This window comes from Streptomyces sp. NPDC058758 (assembly GCF_042746075.1).
GTDB lineage: Bacteria > Actinomycetota > Actinomycetes > Streptomycetales > Streptomycetaceae > Streptomyces.
Genome location: NZ_JBHYPS010000004.1, coordinates 375,606 through 394,329 on the forward strand (window position 1 = coordinate 375,606; position 18,724 = coordinate 394,329).

Here is an 18,724-nt window from a genome sequence, read left to right on the forward strand (position 1 = left end):
TTCCAGCGTTCCTCATTGTCCCGTGTCGGTCGACACCGGGTCACACCGGCTCGCAGCATGGGGCCATGCCGAACAGCCGCGTCACCGACGCCCTGGCACTGACGGTGCTGATCGTCTGCACCGCGATCGTCCTGACCCTGATCGACGGCCGCTGACCGCCGCCGCCCGCCCTTTCCACCCACGGGGGAACCACCATGCGCCTGTCCGTCCGCACCCTCGCCCTGCCCGCCGCCGCCCTGGCCGCGGCCCTCACCCTCACGGCCTGCCAGTCGTCGTCCGACCCGGACGCGGCCCCGGCTCCGACGTCCGCGTCGCCCCGGCAGACCACCGCCGCCACCCCGACCGCACCGGCCGCACCGGCCGCACCGGCCGCACCGACGACGACCGCCCCGGACCCGGCGCCGACCACCGCCCCGGCGACGACGCCGGCCACGAAGCCCCCGAAGAAGACCACGGCACCGACCCCCGCCGACAACGGCAGCAACGGCAGCAACGGCGACGACACCGCCCCCACCCCCTGCACCGCCAAGGACGTGAAGGTCGTGGCGAGCAAGGTCAGCCGCCCGATCAACCACCTGGCGCTGACCGTCACGAACGTCGGCGGCCGTCCCTGCGACGCCGTGGGCGCGCCCCTCGTCGGCTTCGACCACAGCCAGGCCCCCATCAGGATCGTGGAGGAGAGCAAGCCGCAGGCCGTGGTGACGCTGGCGCCCGGCGAGTCGGCCTACGCGTCCCTGATCCTGACGGGAGAGCCCGGCGGGGACACCCACGGCACGACCGTCCGCACGGTCAAGGTGAACCTGACCGCGGACAGCATGGTGACGGTGCCGGCGCCGGAGGGCACGTACGTGGACGACGGCGCCGCCGTCTCGTACTGGCAGCGGGAGCTGGCCGACGCCCTCCAGTACTAGGCCGCCTCCGCCGGTACGGACCGGCCCGGACCGGAGCGCGCCGCTACCGGTTGATCGGGTACGACGTCCGCCCGGACGCCTCGTCGATCTCCGTGTGCGCCTTCTGCAGGAGCTGCGAGGCCAGGTCCATCAGGGCGCGCGCCCCGGCGATCTCCTCGCCGACCCGCAGCTGTTCCGGATCGGAGGGGTGACGGTGGGCGGTGCCGTGGGCGCGGAACTCGGAGCCGTCCGAGAGCCGCACCATGGCCGCCGCCCGCGTCCGATCGCCCTCCTCCTTGAACTCCATGTCGACGTGCCATCCGACGAGCGTGTTCATCATGAGGACCACCTCCGGGGAGGTACCTGTCGGGTACCTCTCCAGGGTGCGCCGCCGGGCGGTCAGCGGCGAGCCGGCCCGAGCATCCGCGCCGCCTCGGTGGCCCAGTAGGTGAGGATCATCCGCGCGCCGGCACGGCGGATGCCGGTGAGGGTCTCCAGGATCGCCTTGTCGCGGTCGATCCAGCCCTTCTCCGCGGCGGCCTCGACCATCGCGTACTCACCGCTGATCTGGTACGCGGCGACCGGCACGTCCACGGCCTCGGCGACCTTCGCGAGCACGTCCAGGTAGGGGCCGGCCGGCTTCACCATCACCATGTCCGCGCCCTCCTCCAGGTCCAGCGCCAGCTCGCGCATCGACTCGCGGAGGTTGGCCGGGTCCTGCTGGTAGGTCTTGCGGTCGCCCTTGAGCGAGGAGCCGACGGCCTCGCGGAAGGGGCCGTAGAAGGCGGAGGAGTACTTCGCGGTGTACGCGAGGATCGCCACGTCCTCCTTGCCGATGGTGTCCAGGGCGTCGCGGACCACGCCGACCTGGCCGTCCATCATCCCGGAGGGGCCGACGACGTGGACGCCGGCGTCGGCCTGGACCTGCGCCATCTCGGCGTACCGCTCCAGGGTGGCGTCGTTGTCGACCCGCCCGTCCTCGTCGAGGACGCCGCAGTGGCCGTGGTCGGTGAACTCGTCCAGACACAGGTCGGACATGACGATGAGGTCGTCGCCGACCTCGGCCCGCACGTCGCGGATCGCGAGCTGGAGGATGCCGTCCGGGTCGGTCCCGGCCGTGCCGAGCCCGTCCTTCTTCGCCTCGTCGGGCACGCCGAAGAGCATGATCCCGGAGACCCCGGCCTCCAGCGCCTCCACGGCGGCGCGCCGCAGGGTGTCCCGCGTGTGCTGGACGACGCCGGGCATCGCGCCGATCGGCACCGGCTCGCTCACGCCCTCGCGGACGAAGGCGGGCAGGATCAGGTCGGCCGGGTCGAGCCGGGTCTCGGCGACCATCCGCCGCATGGCGGGCGTCGTCCGCAGCCGCCGCGGCCGCGCCCCCGGAAAGCTTCCATACGAGTTCATACGTGCGAGGCTACGCCCGCCCCGCGCCCCCACTTACCGACACCCTGTTGCCGCCGCGCGACACGACGGCGCGGGCCCCCGGAGGGGACCCGCGCCGGAAAGGGGCGAGGAAGGCGCCGCGTTACGTCGTCCGGCGGCGCCGCGCGCCCGGCCGCCGCTCGCTCGGCCGCGTCACGGGGTCGCCCGCCTCCAGCGCCGCCTCGCGCCGCCGCATGCCGAACTCCGCCAGCGCCTCGGCCAGCTTGTGCACGGACGGCTCGGGCGACAGGACGTCGACCCGCAGCCCGTGCTCCTCCGCCGTCTTGGCCGTCGCCGGCCCGATACAGGCGATGACGGTCACGTTGTGCGGCTTGCCGGCGATGCCGACCAGGTTCCGCACGGTCGACGACGAGGTGAAGAGCACCGCGTCGAAGCCGCCGCCCTTGATCGCCTCGCGGGTGTCCGCCGGCGGCGGCGACGCGCGCACGGTCCGGTAGGCGGTGACGTCGTCGACCTCCCAGCCCAGCTCGATCAGGCCCGCGACCAGCGTCTCGGTCGCGATGTCGGCCCGCGGCAGGAAGACGCGGTCGATCGGGTCGAAGACCGGGTCGTACGGCGGCCAGTCCTCCAGGAGCCCCGCGGCGGACTGCTCGCCGCTCGGCACCAGGTCCGGCTTCACGCCGAAGTCGACCAGGGCGGCGGCGGTCTGCTCGCCCACCGCGGCGACCTTGATCCCGGCGAAGGCGCGGGCGTCGAGCCCGTACTCCTCGAACTTCTCGCGCACGGCCTTGACCGCGTTGACCGAGGTGAAGGCGATCCACTCGTAGCGTCCGGTGACCAGCCCCTTCACGGCCCGCTCCATCTGCTGCGGGGTCCGGGGCGGCTCGACCGCGATGGTCGGCACCTCGTGCGGCACGGCGCCGTACGAGCGCAGCTGGTCGGAGAGCGACGCGGCCTGCTCCTTGGTGCGCGGCACGAGCACCCGCCAGCCGAAGAGCGGCTTGGACTCGAACCACGAGAGCTGGTCGCGCTGCGCCGGGGCGCTGCGCTCGCCGACCACGGCTATCACCGGCCGGTGGCCCTCGGGAGAGGGGAGCACCTTGCCCTGCTTGAAGACCTGGGCGATCGTGCCGAGGGTGGCGTTCCACGTCCGCTGGCGCGTGGTGGTGCCCGCGATGGTGACGGTGAGCGGGGTGTCCGGCTTGCGGCCCGCGGCCACCAGTTCGCCGGCGGCCGCGGCCACCGAGTCGAGCGAGGTGGACACGACGACGGTGCCGTCGGAGGCGCCGACCTCGGCCCAGCAGCGGTCGTCGGCGGTCCGCGCGTCGACGAAGCGGACGTCGGTGCCCTGCTCGTCGCGGAGCGGCACGCCGGCGTACGCGGGAACGCCGACCACGTTCGCGACGCCGGGGACGACCTCGAAGGGGATGCCCTCGGCGGCGCAGGCGAGCATCTCGGCGCCCGCGTTGCCGTCGAGGCCGGGGTCGCCGGTCACCGCACGGACGACCCGCCTGCCGCCGCGCGCGGCCTCCATGACAAGATTGGCCGCATCCCTCAACACGGGGACGCCGGCGGCTGTTGACGCCTCGTCAACAACCGTCAGCTCAGGCGTGCTCACGCCCGCGCGCGCATGGCCGCGGACGACCTCCAGGACCTCCGGCTCGGCGATCAGGACGTCCGCTCCCGCGAGGGCCTCGACGGCCCGGAGGGTCAGGAGTCCGGGGTCGCCTGGGCCTGCGCCGAGGAAGGTGACGTGGCCGTGGCCCGCGAAGACGGGGGACAGGGGGCTGGTGGTCGGGCTGGTGGGGCTCAAGGTCGCTCCCCCATAAGACCGGCCGCACCCTTGGCGAGCATCTCGTCCGCGAGTTCGCGTCCGAGCGCCGCCGCCTCGTCGTACGAGGTGGGTACGGGACCGGTGGTGGACAGCTGCACCAGCGTCGAGCCGTCGGTGGTGCCGACGACGCCGCGCAGGCGCATTTCGGTGACAGCCTGCCCGTGACCGGGACCGTCGGCGAGGATGTCGGCGAGCGCGCCCACGGGTGCGCTGCAGCCGGCCTCGAGGGCGGCGAGCAGGGATCGCTCAGCGGTCACGGCGGCCCGCGTCCGCGGGTCGTCGAGAGCGGAGAGCGCGGCGACGAGGTCGGAGTTCGACGCCGGGCATTCGACGGCCAGGGCACCCTGGCCGGGGGCGGGCAGGACGGAGTCGACCGGCAGGTGCTCGGCCGACAGGCCGCCGAGGAGTTCCTCGGTGCCGCCGATGCGGTTGAGTCCGGCCGCGGCGAGGACGACGGCGTCGAGCTCGCCCGTGCGGACGTAGCCGACGCGGGTGTCGACGTTGCCGCGGATCGGGACGCAGGTCAGGTCGAGGCCGTGGCTGCGGGCGTACGCGTGCAGCTGGGCCGTCCGGCGCGGCGAGCCGGTGCCGACGCGGGCGCCCTTCGGGAGCCGGTCGAGGGAGAGCCCCTCGCCCGCGATGAGGACGTCGCGCGGGTCCTCGCGCTTCGGGATCGCGGCCAGCACCAGCTCGGGGTGCTGGGCGGTCGGCAGGTCCTTCAGGGAGTGGACGGCGAAGTCGACCTCGCCGGCGAGCAGCGCGTCGCGCAGCGCGGCGACGAAGACGCCGGTGCCGCCGATCTGCGCGAGGTGCTCACGGGAGGTGTCCCCGTACGTGGTGATCTCCACGAGCTCGACGGGCCGGCCGGTCAGCTGCCGGACCGCGTCGGCCACGTGCCCGGACTGGGCCATGGCGAGCTTGCTGCGCCTGGTCCCGAGCCTCAGTGCCCTCTCGGTCATACTCGCCCTCGGTTCTTGACGTCGGCGTCATTCAGGTCGGCCCGGGAGACGGAAGCCACCGTCTGCGGGTCGAGGTCGAAGAGTGTCCGCAGCGCGTCGGCGTACCCGGCGCCGCCGGGCTCGCTGGCCAGCTGCTTGACCCGCACGGTCGGCGCGTGCAGGAGCTTGTCGACGACGCGGCGCACGGTCTGGGTGATCTCGGCGCGCTGCTTGTCGTCGAGGCCGGGGAGGCGGCCTTCCAGGCGGGCGACCTCGCTGGCCACCACGTCGGCGGCCATGGTGCGCAGGGCGACCACGGTCGGGGTGATGTGGGCGGCGCGCTGGGCGGCGCCGAAGGCGGCGACCTCGTCGGAGACGAGGGCGCGGACCTGGTCGACGTCGGCGGCCATGGGGGCGTCGGCGGAGGCGTCGGCCAGCGACTCGATGTCGACCAGCCGGACGCCGGGGATCCGGTGGGCGGCGGCGTCGATGTCGCGGGGCATCGCGAGGTCGAGCAGGTACAGGGGCTCGTCGCGGCCCTCGGCGGCGGCCTCGACGGCGTCGCCGGTGAGGACGAGTCCGGTGGCCCCGGTGCAGGAGACGACGACGTCCGCCCGGCCCAGTTCGTCGCCGACGGCAACCATCTCGGCCGCGCGTGCGGCCACCCCCGTGCCTCCGGGCTCGGTGAGGATCTCGGCGAGCCGCTCGGCGCGGGCGAGGGTGCGGTTGGCGATGACGATCTCGGCCACTCCGGCGCGGGCGAGGGTGGCGGCGGCCAGCGACGACATGGAGCCGGCGCCGATGACGAGCGCGCGCTTGCCGCGCGCCCAGCTCCCGACCTCGGCGTCCTGGGCGAGCTGCTCCAGGCCGAAGGTGACGAGGGACTGCCCGGCCCGGTCGATGCCGGTCTCGCTGTGGGCGCGCTTGCCGACCCGCAGGGCCTGCTGGAAGAGGTCGTTGAGGAGCCGGCCGGCGGTGTGCAGGTCCTGGCCGAGGGCGAGGGCGTCCTTGATCTGGCCGAGGATCTGGCCCTCGCCGACGACCATGGAGTCCAGGCCGCAGGCCACCGAGAAGAGGTGGTGGACGGCCCGGTCCTCGTAGTGCACGTAGAGGTAGGGGGTGAGCTCGTCCAGGCCGACGCCGCTGTGCTGGGCGAGGAGCGTGGACAGCTCGGCGACGCCCGCGTGGAACTTGTCCACGTCGGCGTAGAGCTCGATGCGGTTGCAGGTGGCCAGGACGGTGGCCTCGGCAGCCGGTTCGGCGGCGAGGCTGTCCTGGAGGAGCTTGGCCTGGGTGTCCGCCGGCAGCGAGGCCCGCTCCAGGATGGAGACGGGGGCGCTGCGGTGGCTCAGCCCGACGACGAGGAGGCTCATGCCGGCATCACGGCGGGGGCGTCCCCGTCGGGTCCCTTGCGTCCGCTCTCGGCGGTGGTGCGGGTGGCGGCGGCCGGCACGACGGGGGCCGGCGGTGCGGCCTCCTCGCCCGGCTCCTCGCCGGCCTTGCGCTGCTCGTGGAAGGCGAGGATCTGCAGCTCGATGGAGAGGTCCACCTTGCGCACGTCGACGCCGTCGGGCACGGAGAGCACGGTCGGGGCGAAGTTGAGGATGGAGGTGACGCCGGCGGCGACGAGGCGGTCGCAGACGGCCTGGGCGACGCCGGCCGGGGTCGCGATGACGCCGATGGAGACGCCGTCCTCGGCGATGATCTTCTCCAGGTCGTCGCTGTGCTGGACGGGGATCCCGGCGACCGGCCTGCCGGTCATGGCGGGGTCGGCGTCGATCAGCGCGGCGACGCGGAAGCCGCGGGAGGCGAAGCCGCCGTAGCCGGCGAGGGCGGCACCGAGGTTTCCGATGCCGACGATCACGACGGGCCAGTCCTGGGTCAGGCCGAGCTCGCGGGAGATCTGGTAGACGAGGTACTCGACGTCGTAGCCGACGCCGCGGGTGCCGTACGAGCCGAGGTAGCTGAAGTCCTTGCGCAGCTTGGCGGAGTTGACGCCGGCCGCGGCCGCGAGCTCCTCCGAGGAGACCGTGGGTACGGAGCGCTCCGACAGCGCGGTCAGGGCGCGCAGATACAGCGGAAGGCGGGCGACGGTGGCCTCGGGAATTCCTCGGCTACGGGTCGCCGGTCGGTGAGTTCGGCCAGTTGCCACGGTGCTCCTGCGGGATGAGCGGGGCTGCAGGCGGCCATATGTCCCAAGACCGCCCCGTCGAATGCAGGCTATGTCTTTGTGAACGCGTGCACAAAGATGGTGTCCGTTTTGTCCGGCCAAAGTGACCGGGGTCACGCGACCGGTTATCGCCGCCGCGGAACCGTCGCACGGCGCGACGCGTTGAGATCCCGAAGGGGGCAAAGCCGCACACACTCCTCACGACGTGACCCCCGAATACCAACAAAACGTCCACGATGGTAACCGGCTTTCGGTCACGCACCCAGTTCGCGGCGGAGCCGCTCCGCGTCCACCCGCCAGAAGGTGTGCTGTTCGCCGTCGACCAGGACGACCGGAATCTGCTCCCAGTACTCCTTGTACAGCGCCTCGTCCAGGAGGATGTCCCGCTCCTCCCAGCGCGCCCCGGTCTCGGCGCACACCGCCTCGATCACCGCCCGGGCGTCGTCGCAGAGATGACACCCCGGCTTCCCGATCAGCGTCACGGTCCGCGCGGCCGGGTCCTTCGCCGCGTCCTTCTTCTTCGCACGTCCGAACATGCCGTCCATTGTCCCGCCCGGTCACGGCGGGGACCCGCACTGTTCACACGACGGCATCCCCACAAGTCGGGAAGGACCGAACAGACTGGCTATGCTCCAGACATGGCCGCTCTGGGATGGCTCACCCCCCGTAGGCGCTCCGCCACCGCGCGCAGCGTCCTGGCAGGCGAGGCCGCCGCCGAGGCGGCCCGCAAGACCTCGCTCCAGCTGGAACGGGAGAGAGAGGAGGAGGCCGCCGCCATCGAGGCGGCCTCGGAAACCGCCGCCGAGGAGCCCGAGTTCCCCGTCGTCGGCGACGTGCGGGCAGCCGCGTTCTTCGACCTCGACAACACCGTGATGCAGGGCGCCGCGATCTTCCACTTCGGCCGCGGCCTGTACAAGCGGAAGTTCTTCCAGCGCCGCGAACTCGCCCGCTTCGCCTGGGCGCAGATCTGGTTCCGGCTGGCCGGCGTCGAGGACCCCGCCCACATGCAGGAGGCCCGCGACAGCGCGCTCTCCATCGTGAAGGGCCACCGCGTCTCCGAACTGATGTCGATCGGCGAGGAGATCTACGACGAGTACATGGCCGACCGGATCTGGCCGGGCACCCGCGCCCTGGCCCAGGCCCACCTCGACGCGGGCCAGAAGGTCTGGCTGGTGACGGCCGCCCCGGTGGAGACCGCCACGATCATCGCCCGCCGCCTCGGCCTCACCGGCGCCCTCGGCACGGTGGCCGAGTCGGTCGACGGCGTCTACACCGGCCGGCTGGTCGGCGAGCTGCTGCACGGCCCGGCCAAGGCCGAGGCGGTACGGGCGCTGGCCGCCGCCGAGGGCCTGGACCTCGCCCGCTGCGCCGCGTACAGCGACTCGCACAACGACATCCCGATGCTCTCGCTCGTCGGCCACCCGTACGCGATCAACCCGGACACCAAGCTGCGCCGGCACGCCCGGGACCGCGAGTGGCGGCTGCGCGACTACCGGACCGGCCGCAAGGCCGCCAAGATCGGCATCCCGGCCGCCGCCGGCCTCGGCGCCGTCGCCGGCGGCACGGCCGCCGCGGTCGCGCTGCACCGCCGCCGCCGCTGACCGCCCCCACCGGCCCCGCCGCACCGCCCCGTATCCGAACGTCCCCCGCGGTCCGGGCGCGGCACGCCCGTGGCGATACGTTTCGGCTGCGATCATCTCCGACAACGGCGGACCAAAGGGACTCACCCGTCCGTGGTCGAACAGCCCCGCACACCTCGACTCCCGGGCATTCCCGCGCCCTTACCCAGGAGCGGCCCCGATCACTCTCCCCTACCGCACATGAGCACAACGCAACGCCGACGCAATCACACTCGGAAGTCACTCGATCAATAACCGGTCACGAAGTGCGACTTGATCCGCCCGCAAGCGGCAACAGAAGCGACGTAATCGATGATTTGAGCAACTGGGTGTAGCGCTGCCTGTACGAAGCGTTATTCTCCTCAGACGCACAGCGGAACCCTCACGTCGCCACGACGAGTGAACGGATCCGCACTGCACGTGATGGAAGCTCTGCCTCTGGGAGTCCCGTGTACCCACACGTCGGGGTTGACGCCTCGGGCCTGGCTACGCTGCGCGCAACGGTCCTCGACCACTTGCGTGGCTTCGTCCCCACCGCGTACGTCGGTCCTGCGCCCGCCTTCGCCTTCGCCGCACCGGCACCGGCCGGCCCTTGCTATGCCCTGGCCGACGGCGGTGCCGCCGTCGGCAGACGGGGCGCGCGCGGCGGCGCCGGCAACTCGACCGCCGCCCGACGCCCCACCGCCGACAGCGACAGCGCCCGCATGATGGACCTGGTCGAGCGCGCCCAGGCGGGCGAGGCCGAGGCCTTCGGCCGGCTGTACGACCAGTACAGCGACACCGTCTACCGCTACATCTACTACCGCGTCGGCGGGAAGGCGACGGCGGAGGACCTCACCAGCGAGACCTTCCTGCGCGCCCTGCGCCGCATCTCCACCTTCACCTGGCAGGGACGCGACTTCGGCGCCTGGCTCGTCACCATCGCCCGCAACCTGGTCGCCGACCACTTCAAGTCCAGCCGCTTCCGGCTGGAGGTCACCACCGGCGAGATGCTCGACGCCAACGAGGTCGAGCGCAGCCCGGAGGACTCCGTCCTGGAGTCCCTCTCCAACGCGGCACTGCTCGACGCCGTCCGCCGCCTCAACCCCCAGCAGCAGGAGTGCGTCACCCTCCGCTTCCTCCAGGGCCTCTCGGTCGCCGAGACCGCGCGGGTCATGGGGAAGAACGAGGGCGCCATCAAGACCCTCCAGTACCGGGCCGTCCGCACCCTGGCCCGCCTCCTCCCCGAGGACGCCCGCTAGAGGGCGCCCGCCCGAGGACGCCCGCACCCGGTGCGGGCCGCCGACCGCCGCCGCTCACCCTCCCCCACCCCCTCCCTCCCCCGTGAAGCCACGTGCCCCCCTCAGTCATACCCCTCCCCCCACGCCACCACTGCCCGTCCCAAATCACAGTCGGTGACGCATCGATGACGCACTGGTCCGATCATCTTTCGCGCGTAACCCAAGTGCCGCGCCGCTCGTTGTGCGAACTGCAGGCTCCCTGTGGTCACGCCCTGCTCGCAGATCCTCACTCGTTCGTGTGGATCCGCTCAAGGAGGGCAACCTTCCGGACCCCCCGGGGAGTCGACCGTCATGACGAGAGGAGGTGCCGCCAGTGATCGCGAACGTGCACCGGCGGGCGAACGCCTTCGCCCAGGCCCTGGAGGACCGGACGCCCGACGGCGAGGCGGCCGACCGGCCCGACGCCCCGGCCGACACGGGCGACCAGGGGCGGCTGTTGGCCTTGGCGAGCGGACTCGGCGATCTGCCGAAACCGGAGCTCGACCCCGAGGTCAAGGTCGTGCAGCGAGCGCAGCTCGTCGCCGCCATGGAGGCGATGTTCGCCCAGGGGACGGCCGCCGCGGGCCCCACCGTCCCGGAACAGCGGAGCACACGGGGCGCCCACCGGGCCTCCCCCCTGCGGAAGCTCCGCCCGCGCTCCCGCTGGACCAAGGGGCTCGCCGCCGGCGGCCTCACGGTCGGCGTGGCCGCCGGAGCCTTCGGCGGCGTCGCCGCCGCCAGCTCCGACGCCCTCCCCGGTGACTCCCTCTACGGGCTCAAGCGGGGCATGGAAGACCTCAAGCTGGGCATGGCCGACGACGACGCCGACCGCGGGGGCATCTACCTCGACCAGGCGTCCACCCGGCTCAGCGAGGCCCGCCGGCTCATGGAGCGCGCCCGCTCGGGCGACCTCGACCACGAGTCCCTCAGCGAGATCCGCCGCGTCCTCGGCGGCATGAAGCACGACGCCGAGGAAGGCCACCGGCTGCTCCGCCAGGCCTACGACCGGGACGGCGAGATCGCCCCCATGGCCCGGCTCAACTCCTTCGCCCAGGCCCACCGCGACACCTGGAACGGCCTGCGCGACCGCCTCCCCGTCCAGCTCACGGACGTCGGCGAAGAGGTCAGCGGCGTCTTCGACGCCATAGACCAGGAGGTCGAGCCGCTCCAGTCGATGCTGCCCCGCACCCTCGAGAAGGGCGCGGTCGCCCCCGGCGGCTCCAGCAGCAGCCCCGCCGCCCGGCAGAACCAGCAGGGCACGGACACCCAGCAGCCCCCGGCCACCCAGGACACCCCCGCCCAGGAAGGCCGCTCCGCCACCCCCCGCCCCTCGGGCACCACCCAGAGCGGCGGCACGGGCGGCACCACCGGCACCGGCACCACCCCGAGCCCGGGCGCCGAAAGCGGCACCACCTCCCCCGAGGACGACGGCCTCCTCGGCGGCAACACCGGCGGCCTCCTGCCGTCCCCCTCGGGCACGCCCTCCGCGCCCGAGGACAGCCAGGTGACCCCCACACCACCGGACGTCACCATCCCGCCACTCCTGCCGGGCCTCCTTCCAGGCCTCGGCATCGACAGCGAGGACGCTCGCTGACAAGGAGAAGGGGCGCCCCCACGGACGGGGGGCGCCCCTTCGTCCCTTTCCCGGACCTCACCCCCGGCCCTCAGAAGAACACGGACCGCCGCTGCACCAGCAGCTTGTAGAGCGTGTGCTGGATCTGCTCCCGCACCTGGTCCGTCAGGTTGAACATCAGCATCGGGTCCTCCGCCGCCTCCAGCGGATAGGAATCCGTCGGAATCGGCTCGCCGAACTGGATCGTCCACTTCGTCGGCAGCGGCAGCATCCCCAGCGGCCCCAGCCACGGGAAGGTCGGCGTGACCGGCACGTACGGCAGACCGAGCAGCCGCGCCAGCGTCTTCGCGTTCCCGATCATCGGGTAGATCTCCTCGGCGCCCACGATCGAGCAGGGCACGATCGGCACCCCCGCCCGCAGCGCCGTCGACACGAAACCGCCCCGGCCGAACCGCTGGAGCTTGTACCGCTCCGAAAACGGCTTCCCGATCCCCTTGAAGCCCTCCGGCATCACGCCGACGACCTCCCCGGCCCGCAGCAGCCGCTCCGCGTCCTCCGCGCACGCCAGGGTGTGCCCCGCCTTCCGGGCCAGCTCGTTGACCACCGGCAGCACGAAGACCAGGTCCGCCGCGAGCAGCCGCAGATGCCGGCCCGCCGGATGGTGGTCGTGCACCGCGACCTGCATCATCAGCCCGTCCAGCGGCAGCGTCCCGGAGTGGTTCGCGACGATCAGCGCCCCGCCCTTCTCCGGGATGTTCTCGACGCCCTTCACCTCGACCCGGAAGTACTTCTCGTACAGCGGGCGCAGCAGCGACATCAGCACCTGGTCGGTCAGCTCGGCGTCGTACCCGAACTCGTCCACCTCGTACTCGCCCGTGACCCGCCGCCGCAGGAACGCCAGGCCGCCCGCGAGCCGCCGCTCCCAGCCGGCCCGTCCGGCCCCCGCGTCCGCCCCCTCCGGCTGCGGCACCGGCTCCGCCCCGGGCTCCGGCTCCGGAGCGGCGGGCACCTCCCGCGCCCCCGGCAGCGCCCGTACCGCCGCCGGCCCCTTCTCGGGGCCGGGCGGCTCCTCGGGCCGGCCCGGCCGCCGCCGGGCCCGCGAACGGTCGTCGTCGAAAGGAATCACCTTGGCGTCCGCCATCGCTGTCGCTGCTCCTCAGGCACCGTCGTGAGAGTCGGGGGAAGGGATCGGAGACCCGCCCGGGGCGACCCGGCCGGCCAGCCGGTCCACCGCCCCCGCCAGCCTCTCCGGCGGCAGGAGGCCCGGCCCCCGGCTCGCCGCGAAGTCCGCGAACGCCTCCGCCGTCGAGTACCGCGGCCGGAAGCCCAGGACCTCCCGCATCTGCACGGTCGAGACGACCCGGCCGTGCGTGAGGAGCCGGATCTGCTCGGGCGCGAAGTCCGTCAGCCCCACCGTCCGCAGCGCCGAACCCACCCAGGTCACCGCCGGCAGCAGCACCGGCACCGTCGGCCGCCCGAGCCTGCGCGCACACTGCGACAGCAGCAGCACCCCGTCGCCCGCCACGTTGAAGGTCCCGCAGTTCAGCGACCCCCGGCGCGGTTCGCGCGCCGCCAGGTCCAGCACGTCGATCACGTCGTCCTCGTGGACGAACTGCAGCCGCGGGTCGTAGCCCAGGACCGTCGGCATCACCGGCAGCGACAGGTACTCGGTCAGCGGGGACTCCACCCGGGGCCCCAGGATGTTCGCGAACCGCAGCACGCACACCGCCACGTCCGGCCGCCGCCGGGCGAAGCCCCGTACGTACCCCTCGACCTCGACCGCGTCCTTCGCGAAGCCGCCGCTCGGCAGCGACTTCGCCGGGGTCGTCTCGGTGAAGACCGCCGGATCGCGGGGCGCGGAGCCGTACACGGTCGTGCTGGACTTCACCACCAGCCGTCCGACCCGCGGCGACTTCTGGCAGGCCCCGAGGAGCTGCATGGTGCCGATGACGTTGGTCTCCTTGACCGACGTCCGGCCGCCGGCGCCCAGCGCCGTCCCCGTCACGTCGAGGTGCACCACCGTGTCCACCTCGTGCTCCGCGAGCACCTTCGCGATGGCCGGCCTGCGGATGTCCGCCCGGACGAACTCGGCCGCCCCCAGCGCGTGCCCGGGCTCGACCGCGTCCACGGCCACCACCCGCTCCACTTCCGGGTCCCGCTGGATCCGCCGCACGAAACGGCCCCCCAGATGCCGGGCCGCCCCGGTGACGAGCACGACCTTGCCCAAGATCAGCGCCTTCCGTCCGAACTTCCCTGGGTCCATCCGTAGCCGCCACCGTAGCGCCTGTGGATTTCGGCGCAATGAAAACGTGGCCCCTCACCGATGACGGTGAGAGGCCACGTCCTTTTCACGCACGGGAAACCGCTCGCGCGGCCGCCGCTTACTTCTTGTTGCGACGCTGAACGCGCGTGCGCTTGAGCAGCTTGCGGTGCTTCTTCTTGGCCATCCGCTTGCGCCGCTTCTTGATAACAGAGCCCACGACTACCCTCGCTCACTTCTTCTCACTGGTGCGGGGCGTCTGGGCCCACACGACCTACGAGGGGTTAGCCTACCGCCCCTGGCACCGCACGAGTAATCCGAGGGCCGGACGCGGCTCACCGGCCGTTCGGCCGGAGGTCGGCCGCGCGCCCGCTACGCGGTCCCCACCCCCACGTACGACTCCCTCAGGTACGCGTGAACCGCCTGTTCCGGGACCCGGAAGGACCTGCCCACCCGGATCGCCGGCAGATGACCGCTGTGCACCAAGCGGTACACGGTCATCTTCGACACGCGCATCACCGCGGCGACTTCCGCCACGGTCAGGAACTTGACCTCGTTGAGAGGCCGATCGCCAGCAGCCATGACCCACCTGTACCTTCCGCCGCGACGCCCACCGGCTTCCCCTCCGGTGACTCTTCGTCGTCGAACGCTCACGAATCAGACTAGGGGCGGATGGTACGAGTGGGGAAGAGGAGCCCCTATCGCCCGTTTACCGTGACAGACACGCTCGATTGAGTACATAGCGCGTGAGGGGACGGTAGTACGCCGAGGGCACCCCGTCATCCAGCGGGACGGCCACCGCCACCTGCCCCTCGGCCTCCCCCACGAAGAGCGCCGGATCGTCCGTGTCGGCCAGCCCGATCGCCTCGATACCCAGCTGACCAGCACCGCAGACCCAGCCGTGGTCCCCGACGACCAGCTCGGGCAGCGGTCCGCCGGCCAGCGCCGCGCTCTCCAGCGCGGCCCGCACCGGCAGCGCCGAGTGGGAGTGCGCCCCCTGCTCGCGCCCGCTCTCCGGCGGCTCCGCCTCCCGTACGAACGCGACGCCGCGTACGTAGTCGAGGACGTAGGTGCGTAGACCGAACCGGGTCGTTATGTCGACACATCTCCCCTGCGCCGGGATGAGGACTTCACATCCCGCCGCCGACAGGGCGTCTGCGAGAGCGGCGTAGAAACCGAGCAGCCGGTGCGGATGCCCGGTCCCGAACAGCACCGGGGCCCGCCGCGCCGCCACCGCCGCGAGCCGTCCCGCGAAGGCGTCGAGGCCCCGCAGCGTCCGCTCCGGATCGATCACGTCCGGCCCCGAGCGGTGGGCCGGGTCCGCCGACACCCCGCACTTCTCCGCCATCAGCCGCAGCAGCGCGGACTCGTCCCAGCCCCCGGCCGGCATCAGCCCCAGGGTCACCCGGGGGTCCCGCGCGGCGAAGAGCCGGTAGCTTCGCAGGCTCTCCTCCCGCGACGTCGCCACGGTCCCCGCCAACCCCGCCGCCAACAGATGCGCCCGCAGCGCCCCGGTACTCAACACCCTTCCGATGCTGCCGGATCGGTCCTGCTGGAGCGTCAGAATCCGTTGTACTCCGCACCATTGGCGTAACAGGGCGGGGAAGTTCAGGCCAGCAGGCCGCGCAGCGGGAAGGCCGCCTTCCGGGTCGCGAGCACCGCCTGGTCCAGCCGGTCCGCGGGGTCGTACCCCGCCGACCAGTCACGGAAGTCGACGGGCCACCGCCCGTCCGTCATCCGCCCGGGCCCCAACTGCCGCGTCCGCGCGTACACCTCGTCCCGCCACGAGGACGGGATCACGGTCTCGGGCGCGACGGGCGCGTGCGCCGCGATCCCCACGAGGTGGGTCCACGACCGCGGGACGACGTCGATGACCGCGTATCCCCCGCCGCCCAGCGCCACCCACCGCCCGTCCGCGTGCGCGTGCGCCAGCTCGTGGCACGCCTCCTGCACGGCCCGCTGGGCGTCCAGCGAGACGGCCAGGTGGGCCAGCGGGTCGTCGAAGTGGGTGTCCGCCCCGTGCTGGGTCACGAGCACCTGCGGCCGGAAGTCGGCGAGGAGTTCCGGCACCACCGCGTGGAAGGCCCGCAGCCAGCCGGCGTCCCCGGTCCCGGCCGGCAGCGCCACGTTCACCGCGCCGCCCTCGCCGGGCCCGGGCGCCCCGGTCTCCTCGGGCCAGCCGGTCTGCGGGAACAGCGTCCGCGGGTGCTCGTGCAGGGAGACCGTCAGGACCCGCGGGTCCTCCCAGAAGGCCGCCTGCACGCCGTCGCCGTGGTGGACGTCGACGTCCACATACGCGACCCGCTCCGCGCCCAGTTCGAGCAGTCGGGCGATGGCGAGCGAGGCGTCGTTGTAGACGCAGAACCCGGCGGCCCCGCCGGGCATCGCGTGGTGCAGTCCGCCGGAGAAGTTCACGGCGTGCTCGGCCTCGCCCCGCCACACGGCCTCCGCGGCCGCCACCGACTGTCCGGCGATCAGCGCGGACGCCTCGTGCATGCCCTCGAAGGCCGGGTCGTCGACCGTCCCGAGCCCGTACGCCTGGTCGGCGTGGCGCGGGTCGGCCGAGGCGGCCTTCACCGCGGCCACGTAGTCCTCGCGGTGCACGAGCCGCAGCGTCGACTCCCCGGCCGGCTTGGCGGCGACGACGTCCACCGCCCGGTCGAGCCCGAAGGCCCGGACCAGCCCCATGGTCAGCGCGAGCCGCACCGGGTCCATCGGGTGCTGGGGTCCGAAGTCGTACCCCGTGACAGCTTCATCCCACATCAACAGTGCGCGGCCGCTCATGCCCGCCACCGTATCGGGCCTCTCGCGCGCCGAACGACGTGGCGTACACCACCGTCACCAGGACGAGCGCCATCGGCACCAGCATGGCCCCGCGGTAGCTCCACGCGTCCCCGAGCGCCCCCACGAGCGGCGAGCCGACGAGGAAGCCGACGTAGTTGAAGACGTTGAGCCGCGCGACGGCCGCGTCGCTGTTCTCCGGGAAGAGCCGCCCGGCCGCCGCGAAGGTCTGCGGCACGATCACGCTGAGCCCGAGCCCCAGCAGGGTGAAGGCCGCGATGCCCGCCCACGCCGACTGCGCCGCCGCCACCAGCGCGAACCCGCACGCCGCGAGCACCGCCCCGGCCCGCACGACCGCCGCCGCCCCGAAGCGCCGCACCCCGAGGTCGCCCACGGCCCGCCCGAGCAGCGTCGTCACCATGTACGCGTTGTACGGGACGGTCGCCGCCTCCTCCGAGCTGCCGAGCACGTCCTGGAGGTACTTCGCCGACCAGTTGGAGACCGTCGAGTCCCCGATGTACGCGAAGGTCATCACCAGGCACAGGGGCAGCAGCAGCCGGAAGGACAGCGCCCCTCCCCCGCGGGCCTCGCCCCCGTCCGGGGCGGCCTTGCCGTCGACGTACCACCGGCTGCCGAGGAGGGCCGCCGGCGCCAGCACGACGACCACCGGCAGGTAGGACCAGAACAGCGACAGGTGCCAGTGCGCCCCCGCCCAGGCCAGCGAGGCTCCGGCGATCCCGCCGAGGCTGTACGCGGCGTGGAAGCCGAGCATGATGCTCCGGCCGTACGCCCGCTGGAGGCTCACCCCCAGCATGTTCATGGACGCGTCGAGGGCGCCGACGGAGAGCCCGAACGCGCCGAGCGCCACGGCGGCCGCCCACAGCGCGTCGCCGGCGCCCACGCCCAGCAGGGCCAGCAGGACGAGGGGCTGCGTCCACCGCAGCACCCGGGAGGGCGCCACCCGGGCCACGACCTTCTCCGTCGCCACGCTCGCCACCCCGGCGAGGATCGGCACGGCGGCCAGGAAGAGGGGCAGCAGCCCGTCGGATATCCCGTACCGGTCCTGGATCCCGGGGATGCGGGTCACGAGGAGGGCGAAGGCCACGCCCTGGACGAAGAAACTGAAGGCCAGGGAAGACCGCCCCCGCCGCAGCCGTACATCGGTCATGGCGGCTCAGCGTAGGGCCGTCACCTACCGATGGGTAGATGGATCACAGACCCAAAATCCCGGGCAGTTCCTCCATCCGCGAGAAGAAGCCCTTCGCCCCGGTCAGCCGGTCTTCCGGGGTCATCGCCGTGAATCCGTAGACGTCCATCCCGGCCGCCACGGCCGCCTGGACGCCGAGCCGGCTGTCCTCCACGACGACGCACCGCTCGGGCGCCACCCCCATCCGCGCGGCGGCGTGGAGGAAGAGGTCCGGTGCCGGCTTGCCCCGCCCCACGTCCTCGGCGCTGTGGACGACCTCCTCGGGGAACCAGGCGTCGAGCCCGGTCTTCCGGTGCCCGACCCGGATCCGCTCGTGGCTCCCGGACGAGGCGACGCAGTACGGAACCCGCTCGGCCGCCAGCCGCTTCAGCACCTCCACCGCCCCGTCCACCGGCTCCAGTTCCTCCCGGAAGGCGGCGAAGACCCGCGCGTGGAAAGCGGCGTCGAAGTCCTCGGGCAGCCGCTGCCCGGTCCGTTCGAGGACGAGGTCGTGCACCCGGTGCAGCGCGGCCCCCATGTAGTCGCGGAGGGAGTCCTCGTAGGTGGTGGGGTGCCCGAGTTCGGTGAGGTAGCCGGCGAGCAACCGGTTGGAGAGCGGCTCGCTGTCGACGAGCACGCCGTCGTTGTCGAAGATGACGAGGTCATAGCGCATGCGGCCAGCCTAGAACGCAAAAATGCCTCAACCCCCGGACGATGTCCGGGGGTTGAGGCTAAAAATTGTTCGGCGGTGTCCTACTCTCCCACAGGGTCCCCCCTGCAGTACCATCGGCGCTGAAAGGCTTAGCTTCCGGGTTCGGAATGTAACCGGGC

The 18,724-nt window shown here is 72.8% G+C and carries 19 protein-coding genes and 1 rRNA gene; 4 read left to right on the forward strand and 16 right to left on the reverse strand.

Annotated elements, in window-relative coordinates; all coding sequences use genetic code 11:
- Window positions 1–194: 194 nt before the first annotated feature.
- Window positions 195–911, forward strand: a complete 717-nt coding sequence (locus tag ACFW6A_RS08145) for a DUF4232 domain-containing protein (RefSeq protein WP_386639415.1) — start codon at window positions 195–197, stop codon at window positions 909–911.
- 43 nt (window positions 912–954) lie between these two features.
- Here ACFW6A_RS08145 and ACFW6A_RS08150 read toward each other — a convergent pair whose 3' ends face one another.
- The 7 genes from ACFW6A_RS08150 to ACFW6A_RS08180 form a co-directional block, all read right to left on the reverse strand.
- Window positions 955–1,227 carry a DUF1876 domain-containing protein gene (locus ACFW6A_RS08150; protein ID WP_351841801.1) on the reverse strand — a complete coding sequence of 91 codons (273 nt, stop codon included), beginning with the start codon at window positions 1,225–1,227 and terminating at the stop codon, window positions 955–957.
- A 62-nt stretch (window positions 1,228–1,289) separates the two neighbouring features.
- Window positions 1,290–2,294 (reverse strand): porphobilinogen synthase, encoded by a 1,005-nt coding sequence (hemB, locus tag ACFW6A_RS08155; RefSeq protein ID WP_386477035.1) that lies wholly within the window; start codon window positions 2,292–2,294, stop codon window positions 1,290–1,292.
- Window positions 2,295–2,415: 121 nt separating this feature from the next.
- Entirely contained in the window at window positions 2,416–4,086 is a 1,671-nt protein-coding gene (locus ACFW6A_RS08160) for a uroporphyrinogen-III synthase (RefSeq protein WP_386477038.1), read from the reverse strand.
- Window positions 4,083–5,066, reverse strand: coding sequence for a hydroxymethylbilane synthase (gene hemC, locus ACFW6A_RS08165; RefSeq protein WP_351841759.1), 984 nt, complete (start codon window positions 5,064–5,066; stop codon window positions 4,083–4,085). The genes ACFW6A_RS08160 and hemC overlap by 4 nt, the downstream gene beginning before the upstream one ends.
- Window positions 5,063–6,418 carry a glutamyl-tRNA reductase gene (locus ACFW6A_RS08170; protein ID WP_351841761.1) on the reverse strand — a complete coding sequence of 452 codons (1,356 nt, stop codon included), beginning with the start codon at window positions 6,416–6,418 and terminating at the stop codon, window positions 5,063–5,065. Before ACFW6A_RS08170 ends, hemC begins: the two co-directional genes overlap by 4 nt.
- The gene (locus ACFW6A_RS08175) at window positions 6,415–7,197 is read right to left on the reverse strand and encodes a redox-sensing transcriptional repressor Rex (RefSeq protein ID WP_351841763.1); all 783 of its coding nucleotides are present in this window, start codon (window positions 7,195–7,197) and stop codon (window positions 6,415–6,417) included. The genes ACFW6A_RS08170 and ACFW6A_RS08175 overlap by 4 nt, the downstream gene beginning before the upstream one ends.
- A 272-nt stretch (window positions 7,198–7,469) precedes the next feature.
- Window positions 7,470–7,760 carry a glutaredoxin family protein gene (locus ACFW6A_RS08180; RefSeq protein WP_351841765.1) on the reverse strand — a complete coding sequence of 97 codons (291 nt, stop codon included), beginning with the start codon at window positions 7,758–7,760 and terminating at the stop codon, window positions 7,470–7,472.
- A 93-nt stretch (window positions 7,761–7,853) separates the two neighbouring features.
- Between ACFW6A_RS08180 and ACFW6A_RS08185 the strand changes: the two genes are divergently transcribed.
- From ACFW6A_RS08185 to ACFW6A_RS08195, 3 genes are all read left to right on the forward strand, one after another.
- A complete protein-coding gene (locus ACFW6A_RS08185) occupies window positions 7,854–8,816 on the forward strand; it encodes an HAD-IB family hydrolase (RefSeq protein ID WP_351841767.1) in 963 nt (320 codons plus the stop codon).
- 467 nt (window positions 8,817–9,283) lie between these two features.
- Complete coding sequence (locus ACFW6A_RS08190; RefSeq protein ID WP_169094351.1) at window positions 9,284–10,075, forward strand: ECF subfamily RNA polymerase sigma factor, BldN family; 792 nt, start codon at window positions 9,284–9,286, stop codon at window positions 10,073–10,075.
- Between the two features lie 352 nt (window positions 10,076–10,427).
- Window positions 10,428–11,687, forward strand: a complete 1,260-nt coding sequence (locus ACFW6A_RS08195; protein WP_386639420.1) for a DUF5667 domain-containing protein — start codon at window positions 10,428–10,430, stop codon at window positions 11,685–11,687.
- Window positions 11,688–11,757: 70 nt separating this feature from the next.
- Here ACFW6A_RS08195 and ACFW6A_RS08200 read toward each other — a convergent pair whose 3' ends face one another.
- From ACFW6A_RS08200 to rrf, 9 genes are all read right to left on the reverse strand, one after another.
- The gene (locus tag ACFW6A_RS08200) at window positions 11,758–12,807 is read right to left on the reverse strand and encodes a lysophospholipid acyltransferase family protein (RefSeq protein ID WP_351841772.1); all 1,050 of its coding nucleotides are present in this window, start codon (window positions 12,805–12,807) and stop codon (window positions 11,758–11,760) included.
- 15 nt (window positions 12,808–12,822) lie between these two features.
- A complete protein-coding gene (locus ACFW6A_RS08205) occupies window positions 12,823–13,893 on the reverse strand; it encodes an NAD-dependent epimerase/dehydratase family protein (RefSeq protein ID WP_351841803.1) in 1,071 nt (356 codons plus the stop codon).
- A 154-nt stretch (window positions 13,894–14,047) separates the two neighbouring features.
- Window positions 14,048–14,146, reverse strand: a complete 99-nt coding sequence (locus tag ACFW6A_RS08210; RefSeq protein WP_003948845.1) for a 30S ribosomal protein bS22 — start codon at window positions 14,144–14,146, stop codon at window positions 14,048–14,050.
- A gap of 152 nt (window positions 14,147–14,298) precedes the next feature.
- The gene (locus ACFW6A_RS08215) at window positions 14,299–14,508 is read right to left on the reverse strand and encodes a helix-turn-helix domain-containing protein (RefSeq protein ID WP_030495139.1); all 210 of its coding nucleotides are present in this window, start codon (window positions 14,506–14,508) and stop codon (window positions 14,299–14,301) included.
- Between the two features lie 127 nt (window positions 14,509–14,635).
- Window positions 14,636–15,451: a phosphatase gene (locus tag ACFW6A_RS08220; RefSeq protein WP_351841774.1), complete on the reverse strand. Its 816-nt coding sequence runs from the start codon at window positions 15,449–15,451 to the stop codon at window positions 14,636–14,638.
- A gap of 83 nt (window positions 15,452–15,534) precedes the next feature.
- Window positions 15,535–16,710 carry an acetoin utilization protein AcuC gene (locus ACFW6A_RS08225; RefSeq protein WP_386485197.1) on the reverse strand — a complete coding sequence of 392 codons (1,176 nt, stop codon included), beginning with the start codon at window positions 16,708–16,710 and terminating at the stop codon, window positions 15,535–15,537.
- Entirely contained in the window at window positions 16,679–17,875 is a 1,197-nt protein-coding gene (locus ACFW6A_RS08230) for an MFS transporter (RefSeq protein ID WP_386639425.1), read from the reverse strand. The genes ACFW6A_RS08225 and ACFW6A_RS08230 overlap by 32 nt, the downstream gene beginning before the upstream one ends.
- A gap of 43 nt (window positions 17,876–17,918) precedes the next feature.
- Entirely contained in the window at window positions 17,919–18,566 is a 648-nt protein-coding gene (locus ACFW6A_RS08235; RefSeq protein WP_351841780.1) for an HAD family hydrolase, read from the reverse strand.
- Window positions 18,567–18,633: 67 nt separating this feature from the next.
- Window positions 18,634–18,724: ribosomal RNA gene (rrf, locus tag ACFW6A_RS08240) — 5S ribosomal RNA — on the reverse strand; the annotation flags it as partial.